Raw genomic sequence first — 18,212 nt, forward strand, 5'->3', positions numbered from 1 at the left:
ACGGTGACTTCCCCGGCGGCGTCGTCGATCTGCAATTCCGATTCACGTTGCGGGACGGGCGCATTGGCGAACCTGGTCATCGAGCACTGAGAGAGGAGACAGCACAATGATCCCACTCGGTAGATATGGAGCCTGGCTCCACCCCGTGTACGACGATGCCCGCCGCATCGGCTATGCGGTCGAGGCCGAGGCGCTGGGCTACGGCGCCGTGTGGCTCGGCCTGGGCCAGCGTGACGAGAGCGAGCTCCGGTTGGTCGAGCAGGTCCTGGACGCGACCGGGCACGTCATCGTGGCGACCGCGATCGTCAACATGTGGACCAACGACCCGACCACGCTAGCCAAGTCCTGTGACCGCCTGGAGGCTCGCCATCCTGGTCGTTTCCTGCTGGGCATCGGACCCGGCCACCCGGAAACGGTGACCGGCTATCGTTCCCCGTACCAGCGCATGGAATCGTTCCTCGACGCCCTGGACGCCGAAGGGCATCCCCGCGACCGTCGCGTCCTCGCCGCGCTCGGACCGCGAACGCTGCGCCTGGCCGCCGCCCGCGCCGCCGGAACCCACCCATATCTGACGGTGCCCGGCCACACCCAGCAAGCCCGCCGCCTCCTCGGCCCGGGCCCGCTGCTCGCCCCCGAGCACACGGTGGTCGTCGACACGGACCCCGCGGAGGCTCGCCGGCGTGGCCGCGCCTTCGTCAGTAATCCCTACTTGCGACTCTCCAACTACGTCAACAACCTCCTGCGGCAGGGCTACGACGAGCCCGACGTCGCAGGCGACGGGAGCGATCGGCTGATCGACGACCTGATCCTGCACGGGACGCCCGAAACGATCGCCACCGGATTGGCCGGCCACTTCGCTGCCGGCGCGGACCATGTCGCCATCCAGGTCCTGCCCGGAGAAGGCGAGGGGCCCATGCCGGGACTGCGAACCCTCGCTGGTCAACTGATCAGCTGAAGGTGGCCCGGCGCGGAGGCCACAGGACCGGTTCGGTTGGGGTGCAACAACCGAGCCGGCTCTCCCGACCGAGTGCCGTCTCCGGTCGGCGCACGACACCTGTCGTGATTTGCCACAGTCACCCGCGAAGCCACTGAGCTGCGTAAACCTCTGGCTGAACCGCTTCGAAACCTCGGTGACCCCAAGAGAAGCCGGTTGCGACAGATGCAATTCCGCTGGTTTGCGGTCGGACGGCGAACCCGACGAGCCCGATCCACGTTCCTTCGGTGCACTGGAACGGATCGGTCAGCACGATTAGGTGGGATGGCCTGCACATGCCGGATTTAGTGGGGTTCGGCCTCGGCCTGCCCTGCGTGGTGGCATGCTGAGCAGCGGATACGTCCCCTGCTCAACCGGGCTCAGCACAGCTGCGGGCACGCCGTTACCCGCAGACGACTCGCGGGAAGGTGAGGGTAATGAGTAAAAGCAGCCAGAAGCTTCGCGGGGAAGGTGAAAATGGCGTCAAGCTCGCAATTTCTGGTCACTCGTATCATTCGGCCGCGCTCGGGTACGCGGCGACACGACGGAAGAAATGGCCGGACAGGACGTTTGTGGTGACCGACGTCGGTCCTACCCGGGAACCTGCGTCCACCGACCGCCCGAACAAGTCGCCGTTGCCTCGGGTGGTTTCCCTCACGCCCTACGACAGACCTGGCGCTGCCCCGATGCAGGTCCTCGCGTATGTCCCGACGAACTTCAACAAACCCCTGCGCGTCGGGGACGCGGTGGTGACCCGCATGTCCAAGCACGGCGCACACAAAGGGCTACCGGGAGTACACCTCCGTATCGTCGGCGCAGAACCAGTGGATGTTGCGCTGCGCAGGCACCGCCGCGAATCGGGGGGCGAGTCTGCGCGGAAAGTCGAACAGACACCGAAGACGCCAAGGCTCAAGAAACGCCGGTGAGGGCCGAGCCGCCGCCATCCATCGTTTGGCGCGAAAGCGACTGGGACCCCGGCGAATCAGTCGGTGAAAGCATCCGAGACTTGATAGGTGATGGTGCTGTCGCCGGGGCGCAGCATCGTGAAGTGGCTCGTCCATCGTCCCCAAGGAACCCCTCGTCGGCGTAGGGCGGCGGGGGTCGGATACTCCGGCGGCTGAGGGAGGCTACGCGGGCGGTTCGGGGTGGAGGCGGGTGCGGAGGTAGGTGAGGATTTCGTCTCGGGCCTGGAGGGTGGGGTGGCCTTGTTCGTCGACGAGGTGGGCGGTGACGACGCTGTGGGGGGTTTGGACTACGTGCTGGAAGAACGGTGGGGGGTTGGGGTTGGCGTGGGCGCCGGAGAGGACTCGGCCGTCGAAGCGGTCGCCGAGGAGTTGGGTGTAGGCGGCGAAACGCTGGCCGGTGCACCATTTGTCGTTGTCGAAGCGGTAGGCGAGGGCGCGGAGGTCGTCGCGTTCGAAGCGGGCGGCGATGGCGGTCGCGTCCTCCGGGGAGAGCTCGAGGCCGGCGGGGTCGTCGAGTGGGAGGGACGGGTGGTTGATAACGGGGGCGATGACCGCGGGTTCGAGAGTCATGGTGAGCGCGAAGTTTCCGGTGAAGCACATGCCCACCGCGCCGACGCCGGGGCCGCCGGATTCGGCGTGGGCCAGGCGGGCCAGGGCGCGCAGCCACACGGCGACGGGGCTGGTACCCCCGCCGGCAAAGGCTCGGAACTCCTTGCTGACGCAGGTCTTCCGTGCGATCGGGTCACCCAGTTCGACCGTCGGGTACGCGCCGTCCACACCGAACAGTGAGGGCACGTAGACGGTGAAGCCCGCGTCGCGGACCCACCGCGCGAAGCGCAGCACGTCGGGGCTGATGCCGGGCATCTCCGGCATGACGATCACCGCCGGCCCGCTGCCTGCCACATAGACGGTCTTGTCCGCGCCTTCCAGTGCAATGGTGCGCTTGGTGAAATCGCCCAGAGTGTCGTCAGGCGTTGGGTTTTCGGACTGCACGGGCGCAGAGCCTTCCTCGATACGACGAATCGATTCGATCGTATCGGGCAGGCAGTCGGGTGAAACGAGTGTGTTTATCCGTCAGCCGTGCTGCAGGTACTTGACCAGGGCTTCGCGCTCGGTTTCGAGTTCGGAGATCTGGCTTTTGACGACGTCTCCGATGCTGACGATGCCGATCATCCGGCCGTCGCGGAGGACCGGGAGGTGGCGGATCCGGTGCTCGGTCATGGTGGCGTTGAGGGTTTCCACGCGGTCGTCGGGCGAGCAGGTGTGCACGGCGGCGGTCATGATCGAGGAGACGGAGGCGTCGAGGAGTGCGGCGCCCTGGTCATGGAGTCGGCGCACGATGTCTCGTTCGGAGACGATGCCCGACATGGCGGCACCGTCTCGCGAGACGATCACCGCGCCCACATTGTGGGTCGCCAGGACTCTGAGCAGTTCACGCACTGATGCATCCGGTGCAATCGTGACCACGCCGCTGCCCTTCCGGCGCAGTATTTCGGAGATTCGCATGTGTCCACCGCCCAACGCTCGGGACTATCCGTGGTTACTAGGATGCCGCTGATAACCGGGTGTGACCAGCAAAGATTGCGATTCGATGCCTAACCGGATGCGTGGGCATCGAGACCCGTGTGCCATCTTCCGGCAACAGAGTTATCTAAATATTTGCTGACTGGCAGTATCTGCCGTGGTAGCTGCGCCGAAAGCCCGCCGAACCTGACTAAATTCTCAGTCGATCCTGGGGTGAGGAGCCCGGACTGATCGAGGACTCGAAGGTGAATACGCGGCCGCCGAGAAGTAGCTGACTGCCAGGTTCCAGTACTGTCGGCCGCCCGGGTGCCGCGGGCACCCAATCCGGACGGCCCGGCGGGCGAATGTGGGTGCCGTTGGCCGACCCGCGGTCCATCACCAGCACGTCCCACCCCACGAGCCGGATCTCGGCGTGCACCCGCGACATGCCGCCGGAGGTGTCGGGGATCCGAATCGCCTGCGCACCGCGGCGCACCTGGTCGGATCGTTCCGGCTCCCGCCCGATCACCAGATCGCTGTCGAGCGCATACGAGGTCCCGTCATCGAGCAGCAGCACACCCAGCGGCGGCCGGATGCCCTCGGTGAGCACACGGGTCACCGGCTCCATCCGAATGCCGCACACCGCACAGAGGGACACGCGCGGATCGTTGAGATGCCCACGCGCGCAATCGTATCCGTGCACGACGACCCCGAGCCGAGTGGCACGCGATGCATTCTTGCCTGCAGTGCCGGACACGGCGTCCCCCGACCTTGCAGGCTCGTTCGCCGGCGGCCCGTTGCGTCTCGATTGCCGCACGCGGCGATCAGGATTCGTGCGCGCCCCGGAACTGCGTGCTCCCGCCGACACACCACCGGCCGGTGTATCGGATGCGTCCTCCCGCCACATCACCGCCCCGGACCCGGGCACCCGCCCATCGCGCAGTGCGAAAACACCCGGCGGCAGCAGCGTCGCCCGCGGCTCGCCGTCGTCCACGAACACCGCCGCAGCCCGCGCGGGCGCGGGGCTGACCACCCGGTCGACGCTGAATCCCGCGTCGCGCCCGTGCAGTACCTCACGGCGCTGCTCACCCTCCAGGATCGCGGTGACCTGCCCGTGCAGGAATACGGCCAGCCCGCGGCTGCCCGGCGTGAGCACCCCGAATTCGACGTTCTCCTCGTCGTCGCGAGCCATCAGCCAGGTGCTGACCAACCGGGCGAAGGTCCGCCCGGTCCGCCGGGTCTCCCGCGACGACGCCTCGGCGACCAGATCCAGCAGCTTGTCGAGCACCGCCACGGCGTCGGATTCGGCGGTCAGCGGCCGCGAATCCCGGTGTGCGACAACCACGACCACGCCGTCCACACTGGCCACCAGGTGGCTGCCCGGCACCACCTCGACCCGCGCGCTCATCTCACCCGGCCCCCGCCAGCCCGTCGGTCCGCACGTCGGTTTCGATGAGGCGCTGCGTGATGTATCCCCTCATTGGCTGGATCGTACCGATCGCGAATTACGAACAATCGGCCATCGACGTGTCGCGCGACAGGCGATTCCGCGACGCGCGCGCGACTTCGGGCGAAGCTGCCCCGCACTCCCCCACCAGGGACGTAGCATGCGGAACGTGGCCGATGCGAAACGTCCCGCCGCGGTGCGGGTCCTCGTCTACAGCAATGACGCCGATACCCGGAGCCAGGTGATGCTGGCGCTGGGCAGACGGCCGCACCCGGATCTGCCGCCCATCGAATATCTCGAGGTGGCGACCGGGCCGGTCGTCCTCGAGCGCGTGGACGCCGGCAATCTGGATCTGCTGATCCTCGATGGCGAGTCGGCCCCGGAGGGCGGTCTCGGCCTGGCCAAGCAGCTCAAGGACGAGATCGCGGACTGCCCGCCGATCGTCGTGCTGACCGGCCGCCCGGACGACGCCTGGCTGGCCAATTGGTCGCGCGCCGAGGCCGCGGTGCCCCACCCCATCGACCCTATCCGGCTCACCGACACTGTCCTGGGTGTGCTCGGTAATAGCTTCGCGGCCTGATCTTCGTTCGCCCTCGTGATCAGGGCAAACCCCTGTCACGTGACATTCGCGATTGCGTCCAATCGGTCATAAAAGACCGTTCCGAATTCGATCAAACGCGATTGCGAATCGTGATGTATCTTCTCATCCGAGTTGTAGGCTGTGCCGTAGCTCACACGAGCGCGGGCATCGGTATCAATGAAGCCGCCGCCTCACTCCCCGAACGTCCGTGTCGTCGCTGAGCGGTGCCCGGGGAACGAGACTGGCCGGCGGACGACGATGTCAGCCCGCGCCTCGGCAGCTGCCGTCCGTATTGCGTCGTCCAGCTCGCAGGAGGGGTAGTGCTGTTGTGAATATCGAGGTGCCGACCCTGGTTCTCGGCGCGGTGGCCGCCGCGTTCGGGGTGTTCTCCATTTTTCTGGCGGCCCTGATCGGCCCCAAACGCCACAACCGGGCAAAGCTCGAAGCCTATGAATGCGGTATCGAACCCACCCCACACGCTGTCGCGGGCGGGCCGGGAAATGCTGCGGGCCAGCGCTTTCCGGTGAAGTACTACCTCACCGCCATGCTGTTCATCATCTTCGACATCGAGATCGTGTTCCTCTACCCGTGGGCCGTGCACTTCGACGCGCTCGGAGTGTTCGGACTGGCCGCCATGGCGTTGTTCATCTTCAACGTCTCGGTCGCCTACGCCTACGAGTGGCGGCGCGGCGGCCTCAGCTGGGATTGATTGGCGCACAGGGGATTTCCAATGACACACCCCGTGCGAGGCGGGGTGTAACGATCCGGGAGATGTAGTCCGACATGGGTCTCGAGGAGAAACTGCCCAGCGGGTTCCTGCTGAGCACGGTGGAAGATTTCGCCGGCTATATGCGCAAGAGTTCGCTCTGGCCGGCGACGTTCGGCCTGGCATGCTGCGCGATCGAGATGATGGCCACCGGCGGCGGGCGATTCGATATCGCCCGCTTCGGCATGGAGGCGTTCCGCGCCTCGCCGCGCCAGGCCGATCTGATGATCGTCGCGGGCCGGGTGAGCCAGAAGATGGCCCCGGTGCTGCGCCAGGTCTACGACCAGATGACCGAACCGAAATGGGTGCTGGCCATGGGTGTCTGCGCATCCTCGGGCGGCATGTTCAACAACTACGCCATCGTGCAGGGCGTCGACCACATCGTGCCGGTCGACATCTACCTGCCCGGCTGCCCGCCGCGGCCGGAGATGCTGTTGAACGCGATCCTGAAGCTGCACGAGAAGATTCAGGAGATGCCGCTCGGCGTCAATCGCGAGGAAGCCGTGCGCGAGGCCGAGCGCGCCGCGCTCGCCAGCACCCCGACCATTCAGTTGAAGGGGCTGCTGCGATGACCTTTGATGCACCTACCGGCGCGGAGAGCCCCCCGGAGGCGGCGGTGGAACCGACTGAGAACACCCCGGAGGCAACCGAAGCCGCCGAGCCCGCCGACGAGGTGATCGGCGTCCGCAAGGGCATGTTCGGTGTCTCCGGCACCGGCGACACCTCCGGCTACGGCCGGCTGGTCCGCACGGTCGCCATGCCCGGCGGCACACCCGCGCCCTACGGTCCCGTCTTCGACGAGATCATCGCGAATCTGCGCCTGGCGCTCGCGAGGACCTTCGACGAGGCCGTGGAGAAGATCGTCGTCTTCCGTGGCGAGCTGACCCTGCACATCCGCCGCGAGCACCTGGTGCCGGTGGCGAAGACGCTGCGCGACACCGAAGCCCTGCGGTTCGAGTTGTGCCTGGGTGTCAGCGGCGCGCACTACCCCGAGGAAACCGGGCGCGAGTTGCACGCGCTGTATCACCTCAACTCCATCACCCACAACCGCCGGGTGCGGCTGGAAGTCTCGGTGCCGGACAACGATCCGCACCTGCCCTCGCTGTACGCGGTCTATCCGACCGTGGACTGGCACGAGCGGGAGACCTACGACTTCTTCGGCATCCTGTTCGACGGTCACCCCTCGCTGACCCGCATCGCCATGCCCGACGACTGGCGTGGCCACCCGCAGCGCAAGGACTATCCGCTCGGCGGGATCCCGGTCGAATACAAGGGCGCGCGCATCCCGCCGCCCGACGAGCGGAGGACGTACAGCTGATGAACGACATCGACACCAAGTCCCGTCGCAACACCGAGGAACGACCCGAACACACGGTCACCGTGGTGGGAAACGACTGGGACGAGATCTCCGCTGCCCTGAACGGGGTCGCCGAGGAACGCATCGTCGTGAACATGGGCCCGCAGCACCCCTCCACGCACGGGGTGCTGCGGCTCATTCTCGAAATCGAGGGTGAGACCGTCACCGAGGCCCGCTGCGGCATCGGCTACCTGCACACCGGCATCGAAAAAAACCTCGAGTACCGCAGCTGGGTGCAGGGCACCACCTTCGTGACCCGCATGGACTACCTGGCGCCGTTCTTCAACGAGACGGCGTACTGCCTGGCGGTCGAGAAGCTGCTGGACATCACCGACGACATCCCCGAGCGCGCCAATGTAATCCGGGTGATGCTCATGGAGCTCAACCGCATCTCCTCGCATCTGGTCGCGCTGGCGACCGGCGGCATGGAGCTGGGTGCGCTCACCCCCATGCTGTTCGGCTTCCGGGAACGCGAGCTGATCCTGGACGTGTTCGAGACCATCACCGGTCTGCGCATGAACCACGCCTTCATCCGGCCCGGCGGTATCGCCCAGGATCTGCCGGACGACGGCGTGCAGAAGGTGCGCGAGCTGCTGGACCTGCTGCCGAAGCGCCTGCGGGACATGGAACTTCTGCTCAACCAGAACCCCATCTGGAAGGCCCGTACCCGCAATGTCGGTTACCTGGACCTCACCGGGTGCATGGCGCTGGGCATCACGGGTCCGGTACTGCGCGCCACCGGCCTGCCGCACGACCTGCGCAAGTCCCAGCCCTACTGCGGTTACGAGAACTACGAGTTCGACGTCCAGGTCGACACCGGCTGCGACTGTTACGGCCGCTACCTCATCCGCGTCAACGAGATGAAGGAGTCGGTCAAGATCGTCGAGCAGTGCCTCGACAAGCTGCGGCCGGGCCCGGTCATGGTGGAGGACAAGAAGATTGCATGGCCTGCCGATCTGCAGCTCGGGCCGGACGGCCTCGGCAATTCGCCGCAGTACATCGGCAAGATCATGGGCACCTCCATGGAGGCGCTCATCCACCACTTCAAACTGGTGACCGAGGGCCTGCGCGTCCCGCCCGGCCAGGTGTACGTGGCGGTCGAATCCCCGCGCGGCGAGCTGGGCGTGCACATGGTGAGCGATGGCGGCACCCAGCCCTACCGGGTCCACTACCGCGACCCCTCCTTCACGAATCTGCAAGCGGTGGCGGCGATGTGCGAGGGCGGCCTGGTGGCCGACGTGATCGCGTCCGTCGCCTCCCTCGACCCCGTGATGGGTGGTGTCGACCGATGACCGAGATCCTGCTCAACCTGACCACGCGGCCGATTCCCTACCCGGAGAAGGTGCGCGAGGGCCTGCAACTCGAGGCCCGCGAGATCATCGACCGGTACCCCCACGCGCGTTCTGCACTGCTTCCCCTTTTGCATCTGGTGCAATCGGTGGAGGGGTACGTCTCCGGGACCGGCATCGAATTCTGTGCCGAGCAGCTGGGATTGACCGATGCCGAGGTCACGGCGGTGGCCACGTTCTACTCGATGTACCGGCGCACGCCGACCGGTGACTATCACGTCGGTGTCTGCACGAACACACTGTGTGCGGTCATGGGCGGCGATCAGATCTTCTCGGAGCTGAATCAGCACTTGGGAATCACACACGGGGAGACCACCGCCGACGGCGCGGTCACCCTCGAGCACATCGAGTGCAATGCGGCCTGCGATTACGCGCCGGTCGTCATGGTCAACTGGGAGTTCTTCGACAACCAGACCCCGGAATCGGCCAAGGGACTGGTGGATTCGCTGCGGCGCGGGGAACCGGTGACCGGATCGCGCAGCGGCATCCCGTTGTGCACCTTCCGCGAAACGGCCCGCATTCTCGCCGGATACGAGGACCAGCGGCCCGGGGCCACCGACGGCGCCGCCGGACCCGCCACCCTTGCGGGCCTGCATGTCGCCGAACGGGATCTGCATGTCGCGGAACAGAAGCCGACCGACGGAGGCGCGCAGTGACGACCGCTCTGACTCCCGTCCTCTCCAAGCACTGGGAGGACCCGGAGGGCTGGACCCTGGCGGCCTACCGCGGCCAGGGCGGGTACCGCGCACTGCCGAAGGCGCTGCGCATGAACCCGGACGAGGTCATCGCCACGGTGAAGGACTCCGGGCTGCGCGGCCGGGGCGGCGCGGGCTTCCCCACCGGCATGAAGTGGGGCTTCATCCCGCAGGGCCCCGGACCCGACGGCACCACCAAGCCGCACTACCTGGTGGTCAATGCCGACGAGTCGGAACCCGGTACCTGCAAGGACATTCCGCTCATGCTGGCGAGCCCGCACACCCTCGTCGAGGGCGTCATCATCGCCGCCTACGCCATTCGCGCCTCGCACGCCTTCATCTACGTGCGCGGCGAGGTGGTGACGGTGCTGCGCCGCCTGCAGGCGGCGGTCCAGCAGGCCTATGCCGCAGGCTATCTCGGCCGCGATATCCAGGGCTCGGGTTTCGACCTCGAGATCGTGGTGCACGCCGGTGCGGGCGCCTACATCTGCGGTGAGGAGACCGCCCTGCTGGATTCGCTCGAGGGCCGCCGCGGCCAGCCGCGCCTGCGTCCCCCGTTCCCGGCGGTGGCGGGTCTCTACGCCTGCCCGACCGTGGTCAACAATGTGGAATCCATTGCGTCCGTGCCGTCCATCATCGCCAATGGCGTGGACTGGTTCCGGTCGTTCGGCACGGAGAAGTCGCCGGGCTTCACGATCTACTCGCTCTCCGGTCACGTGACGCGACCGGGACAGTACGAAGCGCCGCTCGGAATCACGTTGCGGGAGTTGCTGACCTACGCGGGTGGCATCCGCGCCGGCCACACCCTCAAGTTCTGGACCCCGGGCGGATCGTCCACCCCGATCTTCACCGACGAGCACCTCGACGTCGCCCTCGACTACGAGGGCGTCTCGGCCGCGGGGTCGATGCTCGGCACCAAGGCCCTCCAGATCTTCGACGACACCACCTGCGTCGTGCGGGCGGTGTTGCGCTGGACCGAGTTCTACGCCCACGAATCCTGCGGTAAGTGCACCCCCTGCCGCGAGGGCACCTACTGGCTGGTCCAGCTGCTGCAGCGGCTGGAGAACGGCCGGGGCCACGAGACCGATCTGGACAAGCTCGCCGACATCGCCGACAACATCAACGGCAAGTCCTTCTGTGCCCTCGGCGACGGCGCGGCCAGCCCGATCTTCTCCTCCCTGAAGTACTTCCGCGACGAGTACGCCGAGCACATCCGCCTCGGCGCCTGCCCGTTCGACCCGGCCCGGTCCACCGTCTGGGCTGAAGGAGCGCGATGACCTCGACAGTGAGCTCCACGACCGGCGGCGGGGTGACCCCTACCGACATGGTGACCGTAACCATCGATGACACAACGGTTTCCGTGCCCGCCGGCACCCTGGTGATCCGGGCCGCCGAACTCATCGGCACCCAGATCCCGCGGTTCTGTGACCATCCACTTCTCGATCCCGTCGGCGCCTGCCGGCAGTGCCTGGTCGAGATCGAGGGACAGCGCAAGCCCGTCGCCTCCTGCACCCAGACGGTGGCCGAGGGCATGGTGATCCACACCCAGCTGACCTCGCCCGCCGCCGCCAAGGCCCAGGAGGGAGTGATGGAGCTGCTGCTCATCAACCACCCCCTCGACTGCCCGGTCTGCGACAAGGGCGGCGAATGCCCGCTGCAGAACCAGGCCATGTCCACCGGCCGCGCCGAATCCCGCTTCGACGGCGAGAAGCGCACCTATCCCAAGCCGATTCCGCTGTCGGCGGCCATCCTGCTGGACCGGGAACGCTGCGTGCTGTGCGCGCGCTGCACCCGCTTCTCCCAGCAGGTGGCCGGTGACCCGTTCATCGAACTGATGGATCGCGGTGCGCTGCAACAGGTCGGCATCGCCGCCGGGGAGCCGTTGGACTCCTACTTCTCCGGCAACACCGTGCAGATCTGCCCGGTCGGCGCGCTCACCGGCTCCACCTACCGCTTCCGCGCCCGGCCCTTCGACCTGGTGTCCAGCCCGGCGGTGTGCGAGCACTGCGCCTCCGGCTGCGCCCAGCGCACCGACCACCGCCGCGGCAAGGTCATGCGCCGCCTCGCCGGTGACGACCCGCAGGTCAACGAGGAATGGAACTGCGACAAGGGCCGTTTCGCATTCGCGTACGCCACCGAACCGGACCGGCTCACCACGCCCATGGTGCGCAGCTGGAAGGACGGGACGCTGCAGCCCGCCTCCTGGTCCGAGGCGATCAGGGCCGCGGCGCGCGGACTGGCGTCGGCACGCGGCAATGCCGGTGTGCTGATCGGCGGCCGCGTCACGCTCGAGGACGCCTACGCGTACTCGAAGTTCGCGCGAATCGCGTTGAACACCAACGACATCGACTTCCGCGCCCGCGAGCACTCCGGCGAGGAGGCCGACTTCCTGGCGGCTCGCATTGCGGGACAGGGCATCACGGTCGACTACGCGGCGCTCGAACGCGCCCCGTTCGTGCTGCTCGCCGGCTTCGAGGCCGAAGAGGAATCGCCGATGGTGTACCTGCGGCTGCGCAAGGCGGCCCGCAGGAACGGCACCCCGATCTACTCGCTGGCCCCCTATATGACCCGCGGTCTGCAGCGCATGTCCGGCACCCTGCTGATCACCGCGCCCGGCTCGGAACCGCATGTGCTGGAGGCGGTCCGCACCGGTGAGACCGATGCCGCCACCGCCGGATACACCCGCGTGCGCGAGATCGCGGACCTGCTGCGCGAGCCCGGTGCCCTGATCCTGGTCGGCGAACGTCTCGGCGGCATTCCGGGTGGCCTGTCCGCGGCCGCCCGCCTGGCCGACGAGACCGGAGCCGCCCTGGCCTGGATCCCCCGCCGTGCCGGTGAGCGCGGCGCGCTGGAGGCCGGTGCACTTCCGGTGCTCCTGCCGGGCGGACGCCCCGTCGCGGATTCCGCTGCACGCCAGCAGGTCCGGGACGCGTGGAATGTCGACGATCTGCCCGCGGCTCCGGGCCGCGACACCAGCGCCATCCTGGCCGCCGCCCCGACACTGGGCGCGCTGCTCATCGCGGGGGTGGAGGTCGGCGACCTGCCCGACCCGCACGCGGCCCTGTCGGCCATCGACGCCGCGAGCTTCGTGGTGTCGATGGAACTGCGCCGCAGCGATATCAGCGACCGCGCCGACGTGGTTTTCCCCGTCGCCTCGGCCATGGAGAAGACCGGCACCTTCCTCACCTGGGAGGGCCGCCACCGCCAGTTCGACGCCGCCCTGCGCGACGCCACTGTCCGCCGCGAGGCCGCGCCGATGCCCGAATACCGGGTGCTCGACGCCATCGCCACGGACATGGGGATCCGGCTCGGCCTGGCCGACGCGGCCAGTGCCCGAGCCGAATTGGCGGATCTGGGCGCGTGGGAAGGCCCGCCCGCCGCGACCCCGGTGCACCGCCCGCACCCCGTCGCCCAGCCGCATGCGGGCACCGCGGTGCTCGCCTCGTGGCGCATGCTCGTCGACCGCGGCCGCCTCCAGGACGGCGAACCCAACCTGGCCGGCACCGCCCGCACCCCGGTGGTGCGGCTCTCGGCGCACACGGCCGCCGAGATCGGCGCCACCACCGGCGATCCGGTGACGGTCGGCAACGATCACGGCCACATCACCCTGCCCCTGGTCATCACCGAGATGCCCGACCGCGTGGTGTGGCTGCCCATGAATTCCCCCGGCTCCGACGTGCTGGTGCAGCTCGGCACCACACCCGGACACCTCGTGCGCATCCGACGGGAGGACCACCGTGAGTGACCTGTCCATGTTCGGCCACGACCCCTGGTGGCTGGTGCTGGTCAAATCGATCGGCATCTTCGTCTTCCTGCTGCTGATACCGATGCTCGCGGTGTACGCCGAACGCAAGATCGTGGCCTTCATGCAGATGCGCGTCGGCCCCAACCGGGTCGGCCCGCGCGGCAGCCTGCAGTCCATCGCCGACGGCGTCAAGATGCTCCTCAAGGAGGACATCGTCCCGGCCATCGTCGACAAGCCCATCTTCATTCTCGCGCCGGTGATCTCGCTCATCCCGGCCGTGATGGCGTTCGCGGTGATCCCGTTCGGGCCGCAGGTCAGCATGTTCGGGCACCGCACGGCGCTGCAGCTGACCGATCTGCCGGTGGGCGTGCTCTACGTCCTGGCCATGGCCTCGGTCGGCGTGTACGGCATCGTGCTGGCGGGTTGGGCGTCGGGCTCCACCTACCCGCTGCTGGGCGGCCTGCGCTCCACCGCGCAGGTCATCTCCTACGAGATCGCCATGGCCCTGTGCTTCGCGGCGGTGTTCCTGCTCTCGGGCACCATGGCCACCTCGGGAATCGTCAAGGCGCAGAACGGAACCTGGTACGTCTTCCTGCTGCTGCCGTCGTTCCTGATCTACGCGGTGTCGATGGTCGGCGAGACCAACCGGGCGCCCTTCGACCTGCCCGAGGCCGAGGGCGAGCTGGTCGGCGGCTTCCACACCGAGTACTCCTCGCTCAAGTTCGCCATGTTCATGATGGCCGAGTACATCAATATGGCCACCGTGTCCGCGCTGGCCACCACGCTGTTCTTCGGCGGCTGGCACGCGCCGTTCCCGATCAGCCTGTGGGCGGGCGCGAACTCGGGCTGGTGGCCCGTGCTGTGGTTCATCGCCAAGGTGTGGACGTTCCTGTTCGTGTTCATCTGGCTGCGCGGCACCCTGCCGCGTCTGCGCTACGACCAGTTCATGAACCTGGGCTGGAAGCTGCTCATCCCGGTGTCGCTGGCCTGGGTCATGTACGTCGCCACCCTGAAGGTGCTGCAGGACAACGGGACCCACATCCAGACCGCAGGCATGGTGATCGGCGGGATCGTGGTCGCGGTCGTGCTGCTCGCGCTCGTCATCCGGGCCGGGCACGCGGGCGGCGATCGCACCAAGGCTTCGCCGGATCCGGACTCCACCCGGGCCTACTCGGACTTCCCGGTGCCGCCGATGCCCGCCGAACCTCCGGCGGCCACGGAGAAAGCCGGTCTGCTGGAACCGCTCGGCGGTTTCCTTGTCACCGCCTCGACCATGTTCAAGAAGCCGAACACCGAGATGTATCCCGAGGTCAAAACCCCGACCGCGCCGCGCTATCACGGCCGGCACCAGCTGAACCGGCACCCGGACGGTCTCGAGAAGTGCATCGGCTGCGAGCTCTGCGCGTGGGCCTGCCCGGCCGACGCCATCTATGTCGAGGGCGCGGACAACACCGACGACGAACGCTTCTCTCCCGGTGAGCGTTACGGACGCGTCTACCAGATCAACTACCTGCGCTGCATCGGCTGCGGCCTGTGCATCGAGGCCTGCCCGACCCGGGCGCTGACCATGACCAACGAATACGAGCTCGCCGACGACAATCGGGCCGACCTCATCTACGAGAAGCAGGACCTCCTCGCGCCGATGCAGCCGGGCATGATCGCCCCGCCGCACGCCATGTATCCCGGTGCGGACGAGGGCTCCTACTACCGCGGTGAAGTCCCCGGCGCCGCAGGCGAACTCGCCGGAGCGGAAGGGACGCAGCAATGATCGACCACCTGTCCCAGCCGGCCCAGCAGATCGTCACCCACACCTCCACCGGTGAGGCGGTGCAGTTCTGGATCCTCGCCGTGGTCGCGGTGCTGGGCGCGCTCGGCATGGTGTGCGCGCGCAAGGCCGTGCACTCGGCCATGTGCCTGGCCGCCACCATGATCACGCTGTCCGCGTTCTACATCGCCCAGAGCGCGCTGTTCCTGGGCATCGTCCAGATCGTCGTCTACACCGGCGCGGTCATGATGCTGTTCCTGTTCGTGCTGATGCTCGTCGGCGTGGATTCCGCCGAGTCACTGCGGGAGACGCTGCGCGGGCAGCGGCTCGCGGTCATCGTGGTGGGCATCGGCTTCGGCATGCTCCTCATCGGCGGCATCGCGCACGGGATGTCCGGCAAGAGCGTCGCCGAGACCGGGCCCGGCCTGGGCGGCAACTACAGCATCGGGGCGCTGGCCGAACTCATCTTCGTGCGCTACGTGTGGGCGTTCGAGCTGACCGGCTCGCTGCTCATCACCGCCACCATCGGCGCCATGGTGCTCGCGCACCGCGAGAAGTTCGGGCCGCCCACCGATCAGCGCACGCTGTCGAAGGAACGCTTCCGCCAGGGCACCCGGGTCACGCCGCTGCCGACGCCCGGCGTGTACGCCCGCCACAATGCGGTCGACGCCCCCGCGCGACTGCCGGACGGCTCCTTCGAGGAGCTGTCGGTCAGCACCATCCTGCGGCACCGGCGCAACCGGGCCCACACCGAAGCCGTGGTGCTCACCGTCGGCAACGGCAGTGACAGTCACCGGAACGGCAACGGCCACAACGGCACCGACGCGCACGGCGGCAAGAACGGCAACGACTCCCACGAGGAAGGCTTGCGGTGAATCCGGACAACTATCTGTATCTCTCGGCCCTGCTCTTCACCATCGGCGCGGCCGGAGTCCTGGTGCGGCGCAACGCCATCGTGGTGTTCATGTGCATCGAGCTCATGCTCAACGCGGTGAACCTGGCCTTCGTCACCTTCGCCCGCACCCACGGCAACCTCGACGGCCAGGTGTTCGCCTTCTTCACCATGGTGGTCGCCGCCGCCGAGGTCGTGGTCGGCCTGGCCATCATCATGAGCATCTTCCGTGCCCGCCGCTCGACCTCGGTCGACGACGCGAACCTGCTGCGGTACTGACATGGATACCGCACAGATGATGCTGTGGCTGCTGCCGGCGCTCCCGCTCGCCGGCGCCGTGGTCCTGCTGCTGCTCGGCAGGATCAGCGACACGTGGGGCCACCTCGTGGGCACCCTCATGGCGCTGGCCTCGTTCTTGGTGGCGGCCTGGGCGTTCAGCGACATGCTGGATCGGACGGATGCGCAACGGGCCGTCCACTACAGCCTGTTCGAGTGGCTGCCGATGACCGGGCTGAAGGTGGACTTCGCCCTGCAACTGGATCAGCTGTCGATGTGCTTCGCGCTCCTGATCACCGGTGTGGGCTCGCTGATCCACATCTACTCGGTCGGCTACATGGCCCACGATCCGGGACGGCGGCGCTTCTTCGCCTACCTCAACCTGTTCCTGGCCGCCATGCTGGTGCTGGTCCTCGCCGACAACTACCTGGTGCTGTACCTGGGCTGGGAAGGCGTCGGCCTGGCGTCCTACCTGCTGATCGGGTTCTGGTACGAGAAGCCTTCCGCGGCAACGGCGGCCAAGAAGGCGTTCGTGGTCAACCGAGTCGGCGACATGGGGCTGGCCATCGCGCTCATGGTCATGTTCGCGACCTTCGGGAGCATCGACTTCGGAACCGTGTTCGGGGCCGCCGGGCAGGCCGGCACCGGAACCCTCACCGCCATCGGGCTGCTGCTGCTCCTCGGGGCCTGCGGCAAGTCCGCGCAGGTGCCGCTGCAGTCCTGGCTCGGCGACGCGATGGAGGGCCCGACGCCCGTGTCGGCGCTCATCCACGCGGCCACCATGGTCACCGCCGGTGTCTACCTGATCGCCCGCTCGAACCCGATCTTCGATCTGGCTCCCGGCGCACAAGCCGCCGTAATGGCAGTCGGCGCAATCACTTTGCTGTTCGGCGCCATCATCGGTTGCGCCAAGGACGACATCAAGAAGGCCCTCGCGGCCTCGACCATGAGCCAGATCGGCTACATGGTCCTCGCCGCCGGGCTCGGCCCGATCGGCTACGCGGCGGCCATCATGCACCTGCTCACGCACGGCTTCTTCAAGGCCGGGCTGTTCCTCGGCGCGGGCTCGGTCATGCACGCGATGGACGACGAGACCGATATGCGCCGCTACGGCGGACTGCGCAAACTGCTGCCCGTCACCTACGTCACCTTCGGGCTGGGATACCTTGCCATCCTGGGTGTTCCGCCGTTCGCGGGGTTCTGGTCCAAGGACCGGATCATCGAGGCGGCGTTCGCGCACGGCGGATTCGGCGGCATCATCACCGGCTTCGCCGCACTGTGCGGCGCGGGCATCACCGCGTTCTACATGACCCGCGTCATGATTCTCACGTTCTTCGGCGAACGCCGCTGGCGTGCAGGCGTACACCCGCACGAGGCGCCCGCCTCCATGACCGGCCCGATGATCCTGCTGGCCTTCGGCTCGGTGTTCTCCGGCATGCTCTTCGCCTACGGCTCCTCGCTCACCAACTGGCTGGCCCCGGTCGTCGGTGAGCACCACGCCGAACCGTTCATCCCGTCCTGGGCGATCACCTTCTTCGCACTCGCGGTGGTGGCGGCCGGCATCTGGGTGGCCTACGACCAGTACGCACACGGCAAGATCCCCGAAACGGCCCCTGCCGCAGGCCCGCTCGTCGAGGCCGCCCGCCGCGACCTCTACGGCGACGCCGCCAACGAGGCCGCGTTCATGCGCCCCGGCCAGCACCTGACCCGGTCGCTGGTGTTCGTCGACAACCGCGGCATCGACGGCCTGGTCAACACCACGGCCGCCGTCGTCGGCGGCCTGTCGGCCCGGATCCGGCGCGTGCAAACCGGTTTCGTGCGCTCCTACGCCCTGTCCATGTTCACCGGCGCGGCCCTGGTGGTCGCCGCCCTGCTGGCGGTGAGGTTCCTGTGAACGAC

At 67.7% G+C, this 18,212-nt stretch carries 17 protein-coding genes and 1 pseudogene; 15 read left to right on the forward strand and 3 right to left on the reverse strand.

What is annotated here, in order from left to right; translation table 11 throughout:
- Nucleotides 1–106: 106 nt before the first annotated feature.
- Entirely contained in the window at nt 107–955 is an 849-nt protein-coding gene (locus ACFXIV_RS16190; RefSeq protein WP_379397006.1) for a TIGR03620 family F420-dependent LLM class oxidoreductase, read from the forward strand.
- A gap of 455 nt (nt 956–1,410) precedes the next feature.
- Nucleotides 1,411–1,899 (forward strand): hypothetical protein, encoded by a 489-nt coding sequence (locus ACFXIV_RS16195; protein ID WP_379397008.1) that lies wholly within the window; start codon nt 1,411–1,413, stop codon nt 1,897–1,899.
- Nucleotides 1,900–2,100: 201 nt separating this feature from the next.
- Here the strand turns inward: ACFXIV_RS16195 and ACFXIV_RS16200 are convergent, their stop codons facing one another.
- From ACFXIV_RS16200 to ACFXIV_RS16210, 3 genes are all read right to left on the reverse strand, one after another.
- Nucleotides 2,101–2,931, reverse strand: a complete 831-nt coding sequence (locus tag ACFXIV_RS16200) for a dienelactone hydrolase family protein (RefSeq protein WP_379397010.1) — start codon at nt 2,929–2,931, stop codon at nt 2,101–2,103.
- An 81-nt stretch (nt 2,932–3,012) separates the two neighbouring features.
- Complete coding sequence (locus ACFXIV_RS16205; protein WP_354832789.1) at nt 3,013–3,444, reverse strand: CBS domain-containing protein; 432 nt, start codon at nt 3,442–3,444, stop codon at nt 3,013–3,015.
- A gap of 208 nt (nt 3,445–3,652) precedes the next feature.
- Nucleotides 3,653–4,849: an FHA domain-containing protein gene (locus ACFXIV_RS16210; protein WP_379397012.1), complete on the reverse strand. Its 1,197-nt coding sequence runs from the start codon at nt 4,847–4,849 to the stop codon at nt 3,653–3,655.
- Between the two features lie 199 nt (nt 4,850–5,048).
- Between ACFXIV_RS16210 and ACFXIV_RS16215 the strand changes: the two genes are divergently transcribed.
- The 13 genes and pseudogenes from ACFXIV_RS16215 to nuoL all read left to right on the forward strand — a co-directional run bounded on the left by ACFXIV_RS16215 (nt 5,049) and on the right by nuoL (nt 18,207).
- Nucleotides 5,049–5,468 carry a hypothetical protein gene (locus ACFXIV_RS16215; protein WP_379381070.1) on the forward strand — a complete coding sequence of 140 codons (420 nt, stop codon included), beginning with the start codon at nt 5,049–5,051 and terminating at the stop codon, nt 5,466–5,468.
- A gap of 328 nt (nt 5,469–5,796) precedes the next feature.
- On the forward strand, nt 5,797–6,177 hold the full coding sequence (locus ACFXIV_RS16220; protein ID WP_379381072.1) for an NADH-quinone oxidoreductase subunit A: 381 nt from the start codon (nt 5,797–5,799) through the stop codon (nt 6,175–6,177).
- 74 nt (nt 6,178–6,251) lie between these two features.
- Nucleotides 6,252–6,806 (forward strand): NuoB/complex I 20 kDa subunit family protein, encoded by a 555-nt coding sequence (locus ACFXIV_RS16225; protein WP_379381074.1) that lies wholly within the window; start codon nt 6,252–6,254, stop codon nt 6,804–6,806.
- Nucleotides 6,803–7,552: an NADH-quinone oxidoreductase subunit C gene (locus ACFXIV_RS16230; protein WP_379397014.1), complete on the forward strand. Its 750-nt coding sequence runs from the start codon at nt 6,803–6,805 to the stop codon at nt 7,550–7,552. Before ACFXIV_RS16225 ends, ACFXIV_RS16230 begins: the two co-directional genes overlap by 4 nt.
- Nucleotides 7,552–8,883 carry an NADH dehydrogenase (quinone) subunit D gene (gene nuoD, locus ACFXIV_RS16235; RefSeq protein ID WP_379397016.1) on the forward strand — a complete coding sequence of 444 codons (1,332 nt, stop codon included), beginning with the start codon at nt 7,552–7,554 and terminating at the stop codon, nt 8,881–8,883. The genes ACFXIV_RS16230 and nuoD overlap by 1 nt, the downstream gene beginning before the upstream one ends.
- Nucleotides 8,880–9,596: an NADH-quinone oxidoreductase subunit NuoE gene (gene nuoE / locus ACFXIV_RS16240; RefSeq protein ID WP_379397018.1), complete on the forward strand. Its 717-nt coding sequence runs from the start codon at nt 8,880–8,882 to the stop codon at nt 9,594–9,596. The genes nuoD and nuoE overlap by 4 nt, the downstream gene beginning before the upstream one ends.
- Complete coding sequence (gene nuoF, locus ACFXIV_RS16245; RefSeq protein WP_379397020.1) at nt 9,593–10,912, forward strand: NADH-quinone oxidoreductase subunit NuoF; 1,320 nt, start codon at nt 9,593–9,595, stop codon at nt 10,910–10,912. The genes nuoE and nuoF overlap by 4 nt, the downstream gene beginning before the upstream one ends.
- Nucleotides 10,909–13,380: an NADH-quinone oxidoreductase subunit G gene (locus tag ACFXIV_RS16250; RefSeq protein ID WP_379397022.1), complete on the forward strand. Its 2,472-nt coding sequence runs from the start codon at nt 10,909–10,911 to the stop codon at nt 13,378–13,380. Before nuoF ends, ACFXIV_RS16250 begins: the two co-directional genes overlap by 4 nt.
- Before the next feature lie 7 nt (nt 13,381–13,387).
- Nucleotides 13,388–14,590, forward strand: a pseudogene (nuoH, locus tag ACFXIV_RS16255) (NADH-quinone oxidoreductase subunit NuoH); the annotation flags it as partial.
- Nucleotides 14,573–15,148 carry an NADH-quinone oxidoreductase subunit NuoI gene (nuoI, locus tag ACFXIV_RS16260; RefSeq protein WP_379397187.1) on the forward strand — a complete coding sequence of 192 codons (576 nt, stop codon included), beginning with the start codon at nt 14,573–14,575 and terminating at the stop codon, nt 15,146–15,148. The pseudogene nuoH and the gene nuoI, both read left to right, overlap by 18 nt.
- Nucleotides 15,145–16,020 (forward strand): NADH-quinone oxidoreductase subunit J, encoded by an 876-nt coding sequence (locus ACFXIV_RS16265; RefSeq protein ID WP_379397024.1) that lies wholly within the window; start codon nt 15,145–15,147, stop codon nt 16,018–16,020. Before nuoI ends, ACFXIV_RS16265 begins: the two co-directional genes overlap by 4 nt.
- Entirely contained in the window at nt 16,017–16,316 is a 300-nt protein-coding gene (gene nuoK / locus ACFXIV_RS16270) for an NADH-quinone oxidoreductase subunit NuoK (RefSeq protein WP_357010729.1), read from the forward strand. Before ACFXIV_RS16265 ends, nuoK begins: the two co-directional genes overlap by 4 nt.
- 19 nt (nt 16,317–16,335) lie before the next feature.
- Nucleotides 16,336–18,207 carry an NADH-quinone oxidoreductase subunit L gene (gene nuoL / locus ACFXIV_RS16275; protein WP_379397189.1) on the forward strand — a complete coding sequence of 624 codons (1,872 nt, stop codon included), beginning with the start codon at nt 16,336–16,338 and terminating at the stop codon, nt 18,205–18,207.
- Nucleotides 18,208–18,212: the final 5 nt, after the last annotated feature.

Source organism: Nocardia sp. NPDC059236 (assembly GCF_042754085.1).
In the GTDB taxonomy this organism is placed as follows: domain Bacteria; phylum Actinomycetota; class Actinomycetes; order Mycobacteriales; family Mycobacteriaceae; genus Nocardia.